Consider the following 5,748-nt stretch of genomic DNA (forward strand, 5'->3'; position numbering starts at 1 on the left):
CTTGTGCTAATTGTGCTAGCGGTAAAATCGGTAGAGACAGACATCATATTTCCTTGAGGTTAGAATTGGACAACTAGTGCTTCGATTGCACATTCGTTTTCCGCGTCCCGAATGCAGCAAAGCGATGTCGAAAGCGTCTGCCGGGCGGGAAGCGTCAGCAGTTGTTGCTTCAAAGCCGTGCGCCACTCCGCGGAAATCTGTGCTCCGCGGCTTGGCGGCCCTGTATCTGCGCGGCAGGAGGCTGAGACCTAGTCCGTACGAAAGACATAATCATTCTAATTTGCCTACCACGGCCCATCCTTGGGAAAGCGGTTTCGATTTTCCTCTTTTGCAAAGTTATGCACGCCGCGCCACGGAGGTGGTGTTGCTCGCCTGGACAGTATTGTGAGACTTGTAATTGAACATTCAGGACAGGCATGCTGCGGATTTCATCACAGGCAGCGTCGCAAGGCCCGCCTCATCGGCTGTCTGATCCGCTAGTCTCCGAGGAGACGCCTCCGGTCAACGGGAGGGAGCACCACCTGATCGTCGTGCAGCAGCACGAACACCAGAAACTCGACCATTTTCACGATCACCTCCGGGCGCTTGAGCAGCAACCCTGCAGTTCGCGCGAATCTGCCGAGACGCGGCGAACGGTGCGACTGTCAAGTGCGCCTATTTGCCCCGCAGGACTGCCAGGTAGTGTCGCCCATCGGAAGTGCTCTCGCGGTGATCGTGGCTGCGGTCGATGCTCGGTTCGTACCCGGTGATCACTTCACCGTTTCCAACGAGCACAAACTTCGCGACATACCGCGCAGGCGGATGTGCCGTTGGCGTTGCCGGACCGTTCTCATCGCGCATTGCCGATGCTAGTCCACAACCCCATGCTGGCTGACCTGATACGCGCCATGTTGCTGGAAGTGCGCGCAAACAACTCGTGGCACAAAGCTTCTCCAGTCTTTCTCTAACCTGCCGCTTGCCCGCTGCGATCGGTCCGCAAGGTGGCGATCGAGTCGTAGACCTTCCTGCGGAAGCCGATGCGATAGAACTCGTTGAGCATGCTCTTGTGAAGCCGCTCGATGATGCCGTTGGTCTATGGCGGACGTGCTTTGCCGGATGTGATCGATGTTCTCCACGCCAGATACAGCTCGGATTTGCGGTGCTCCGGGTTGCCGTAATACTCGGCACCCAGGTCGATCCGTCGCCGTGCGAGCGGGATGCCGCAGCTGTCGAAGAACGGCACGACGCGATCGTTGAGCAGGTCGGACCATGGCGTAGCCAGATGCCGCGCACGCCCTGCGGCGAGACGCTCAGGGCGTGGCGTTTGAGCACCTCACTGGTGATACGAATCTGGTCGTAAGCGGGCAGTTCCAGGGACGGTTCGATCACCGCCGCCTCCATCTGGGGATCTATCCGGCTCTTCAGCAGCCGGCGGCGCGAGGTTCCCCCTGCGGGGCCGCTGTGTCACCCTGGTCATACAGTTCCTTGTAGCGGTAGAAGCTGTCGCGAGAATGGCCCATTACTCCGCAGGCCTGACGACATTGCCCGGTTGCCGTGCAAGTCCGAGCATGCGGACCCAAGTGACGATAATCTTCTGTTCCTGAGTCATGGTGGACTCCTTGCGGTTCGCCACGCGCGTTGCCGCTTCGGACTACGCCCTCCGCGCCCACGCGCAACACCACGAGAAACCGCCCACTGTCAGATCTGGTCAAGCCTTGGCTATTGCACATCATGCTGCCGATTTGATCGCAGGCAGCTTCGCGAAGCATGCGTCATCGGGCGTGCGATCCGCCAGGCTCGGATGGGGCCGCTTACGGTTGTACAGCTCAATGAAGTCGCCGGTGGAGGGCCGACATGGCTGACCGATTCGCAGGCCTTCAGATGGAGCTCTTCGCACTCGACGCTGCGCCAGACCCGATCGACAAACACGTTGTCGCGCCAGCAGCCCTTGCCGTCCCATCGCCAGCCGGATGTCCAGGCCGAGCACTGCGTCGGTGAACGCGCTCGCCACGAACTGGCTGGCCTGACCGGTGTTCACGATGTCCGGCCGCCGGTAACGCGCAAATGGTTCTTCCAGCGCCTCGACGGCATTCACGACTCCCAGCGTGATGTCGACCCGGTGCGCGAGTACCTTGCGGCTCGCTCGGCCCACCACCGCCGTCAGATACACGAAACCACATGTCATCGGAATGTACGCCCCGTCGAATGCCCAAGCCTCGGTTGGCCCGGCCGATCCTCATGTCGCGCAGCATGTTATGGCCAGACCTTGGGTTTAGCGTTGCGACGGCTCGTGTTCGGCTTGTAGTACAGCGCCTCCACGCCCATGCGCTTCGTCAGCGTGCGCACGCGGCGGCGGCCCCTTAATCGCCTTACCGACGCAGCGGGCGCGCCAGCATCCGCGCACCGGCAAACGCAAACTCCAGATGCAGTTCGTCGATGCAGCGCATCAGTTTCTGGTCCGCCTCGCTGACCGGCCTCAGCTGGTAACACGCGCGCGATCCGGCAGTCCCCACAAGCCCCGCTTGATACTGATACCGCCAGGGCACGGCTACGGTCCATCATCACGTTTCGCCAGCAATCCCGGTTGATAAGCGCGCTTTCCAGCAAATCGTTCTCGAGCGTCAACTCGCCGATCTTCGCGTGCAATGTCTTTACACCACCGGCGACTCGCCCGCAGCGGCGCCCGCTTCGCCAGACACTCCAGCCGCACGCTTCTGCAGCTGCCGCTTCCATTCCGTGATCTGATTCGGATGCACATCGTATTGCTGCGCCAGTTCGGTCAGCGTTCGCTCGCCCTTGACTGCAGTCTGAGCCATTTTCGCGTCGAACGCCGCTGAGCGCGTCCGTCAGGTTCTCGTCATCATTTCTCGGTCCCTTTTCAGCATGATCGCTGGTCAGACCCTATCGATCCGCTCATCATGAAGACTTGAGCAATGTAGTCAATTTGTGCATTTTTTAAAGAGATGGCAGGAGAGAATCGTAAGGTCGAGCGTGCGCACGTGTCAGATAAAGATTGGAGCTTCGTGGTTGCGTAACCGTCCGACCACGACCGTTCTTGACAGCATGTTGATATCGGACAGTTGAACGCAGCGCGCTGAGTTCAGGCGGCGTCGTGGTGAAGCTGATCAGCGACGACCCATGGCAACAGTTCGTCGACGCGATTGACAGGATGCTCGGCGATGCGAGCGATGACGTGGCGCAGGTAGGCCTCGGGATCAAGGCCGTTCAGTTTGGCGGTGCCAACCAGGGTATAGATTGCGGCGCCACGTTCGCCGCCGCTGTCGGAACCGAAGTGCAGGAAGTTTTTTCTGCCGAGAGCGACGGCACGTAAAGCGCGTTCGGCTGCGTTGTTATCGATTTCCACGGCACCGTCATCGATGTACAGCGTGAGCGCTGCCCACTGATTCAGAGCGTAGTTGATGGCTTTGGCGGTATCGCCTTTCCGCGACACCGTAGCCAATGTCGAGCGCAGCCAGATCTCGAAGGCATCGAGTAGCGGCCGCGCCTGCTTCTGCCTGACACGTCTTCGTTCGTCCGGTGGCTTGCCTCGAATTGCGGCCTCAATTGCGTACAGTTCGCCGATCCGGCGCAACGCTTCAGTGTTGACTTCGTTTCTGCGCGCGACGAACAGATCGTGGAATTTGCGACGCGCGTGCGCCATGCATGCAGCCTCCCGCACATCACCACTTTCGTAGATCGCGTTGTACCCCGCGAACGCATCGGCCTGCAACGTTCCCCTGAAGTCCTTCAGATGGGCCTGCGGATATTCTCCAGCCCTTGTGGGACTGTATGCGAACCAGACCGCTGGCGCGTCCTTAGAGCCCGCCGCCCGGTCATCCCGGACGTATGTCCAGAGACGTGCGGTACGGGTCTTGCCATTGCCGGGCTCGAGCACCGGTACCGGGGTGTCATCCGCGTGGATCTTCGAGGCGGCCATCACGTATCGGCGAACGACATCTACCAGTGGCCGGAGCAACGCACTGCACTGGCCGACCCAGTCCGCAAGTGTCGAACGGCTGAGTTCCACGCCGTCTCGCGCATAGATCACTGACTGTCGGTACAGGGGAAGGTGGTCACAGAATTTGGCGACCAGAACATGTGCGAGCAAGCCGGGTCCGGGCATGCCGCGATCGATTGGCCGATTGGGTGCAGCCGCCTGCACAATGCAGTCGCAACAAGTACAGGCCTTCTTGAGTCGGCGGTGACGAATCACTCGCCAACGCCCCGGTACATAGTCGAGTTGCTCGGAAACGTCCTCGCCAAGGTCGCCAAGCGCGCCACCGCATTGCGGACAGCACGCGTGCCCGGGCTGATGTACAACGTCTTCGCGGTGTAGATGTTGCGGAAGCGGCTTGCGTCCCGTCGACTTGCCGGTCTCAGAGCGAGGCCTTGTTGGTGCGTCGACCGTTGCCGCGCCATCATCGGCCTGCAGATCTTCGAGACGCAATTCGAGTTGCTCGATCTGACGATCAATCTTCTCCGACTTGCGCCCGAACTGCATGCGCTGCAGCTTCGCGATCCACAGCTTCAGGTGCTCGATCTCGAGCGCCCGGTCGGAGAGTGTCTTCCGGAGCATCGTTACAGTGTCACGCAGATCCGTGAGCTCGCCTTCGTGCTCACGTAACGCCGCCTCACGCGCGATCAGGAGAGCCTTCAAGGCCTCGATATCGTCCGGAAGGGTAGCGTCGCTGGATGCCATGCACGCAGTTTACGCGCGTGCATTGCGCCATGCCTGCGTTGTCACATACGTTTACAAAGCGCTGGAGGGGCGCGCTGCATCGACGGGCTGTCGCCAGTCGAAACCTTCGAGTAGGAGGCCAAGTTGAGCGCTGGTCAGCGAAACAACACCGCCGTCAGCACGAGGCCACGCAAAGCGCCCGCGCTCCAGGCGTTTGGCGAACAGGCATAGGCCGCCGTCGCGCCAGTACAGGCACTTGATGAGGTCGCCACGTTTGCCCCTGAACACGAAGATGTGGCCAGAGAATGGATCCTTCGCCAGCACGGTCTGCACCTTCGCGGCCAGGCCGTCGAAGCCGCAGCGCATATCCGTAAATCCGGCGGCAACCCAGATGCGCGTGTTTGCGAGCAGACCAATCATCGGCTCAGGCACTGGATCACCACGCGTAGCGTGTCGGGATCGACGCTCCCTTCAACGTGTATCTCGCCTCGTGGCAACTGGATACGTATCTTGCCGGGCGCCGGTGCCGCAGGCGTAGATGCTGCCGGTTCGGCCGCGCCGCTGTCGCTGGCCTCATTCACAGTGACCGGCAGCAAGGCGCATTCGCGACCGTTCACGCCAAGGCGTCCCTCCAGATACTGCTTGCGCCAGTCAAACAGCTGATTCGCGTTCACTTCGTGACTGCGTGCAATCTCCGCCACCGAACGTCTACTGGATAACGTCTCTTCGACGATCTGGCGTTTCTCGTCCACGGTACGCCGGCGATATTTCCGGGTGCCTTTGACTTCGGTGAATTCAGTCACTGTGTCCATGATTCCTTTATGGACACAGTCACAATTGTGCCCCGGGAAAGCATGGCTTCGCCTTCATCAGCCGTCTATACGGTCAGGGTCGGACGGTTACGTGGTTGCAGCGGCCTAGACTAAAATTCGACACCGATCGGTCTCTCGTGGTGTTACGCGTTGCCGCGCAGGACATAGTCTGAAACGGCGACGTGCAATAGCGAACGGCAAGGAGTCCACCATGGACCCCTCCTAGAAGAGAATATTTGGCCTATTCTGCTAAATCTAGGCGGCCCTAACGCCAAACAT

General features: G+C 60.2%; 3 protein-coding genes and 1 pseudogene. All 4 read right to left on the reverse strand.

Features of this window, described 5'->3' with window-relative positions; all coding sequences use genetic code 11:
• Positions 1 to 1,708: 1,708 nt before the first annotated feature.
• Positions 1,709 to 2,795 (reverse strand): annotated as a pseudogene (locus P0D80_RS48330) (IS3 family transposase).
• 284 nt (positions 2,796 to 3,079) lie between these two features.
• A complete protein-coding gene (gene tnpC / locus P0D80_RS48335) occupies positions 3,080 to 4,678 on the reverse strand; it encodes an IS66 family transposase (protein ID WP_408295390.1) in 1,599 nt (532 codons plus the stop codon).
• Between the two features lie 51 nt (positions 4,679 to 4,729).
• The gene (tnpB, locus tag P0D80_RS48340; RefSeq protein ID WP_408295393.1) at positions 4,730 to 5,077 is read right to left on the reverse strand and encodes an IS66 family insertion sequence element accessory protein TnpB; all 348 of its coding nucleotides are present in this window, start codon (positions 5,075 to 5,077) and stop codon (positions 4,730 to 4,732) included.
• Positions 5,074 to 5,469, reverse strand: a complete 396-nt coding sequence (gene tnpA, locus P0D80_RS48345) for an IS66-like element accessory protein TnpA (protein WP_408295396.1) — start codon at positions 5,467 to 5,469, stop codon at positions 5,074 to 5,076. The genes tnpB and tnpA overlap by 4 nt, the downstream gene beginning before the upstream one ends.
• Between the last annotated feature and the right edge of the window lie 279 nt (positions 5,470 to 5,748).

The organism is Paraburkholderia sp. RL17-373-BIF-A, assembly GCF_046030175.1.
GTDB lineage: Bacteria > Pseudomonadota > Gammaproteobacteria > Burkholderiales > Burkholderiaceae > Paraburkholderia.

Coding starts and splice junctions, on each gene's coding strand:
- tnpB (WP_408295393.1), bottom strand. CDS start 5,077: ATGATTGGTCTGCTCGCAAACACGCGCATCTGGGTTGCCGCCGGATTT.
- tnpC (WP_408295390.1), bottom strand. CDS start 4,678: ATGGCATCCAGCGACGCTACCCTTCCGGACGATATCGAGGCCTTGAAG.
- tnpA (WP_408295396.1), bottom strand. CDS start 5,469: ATGGACACAGTGACTGAATTCACCGAAGTCAAAGGCACCCGGAAATAT.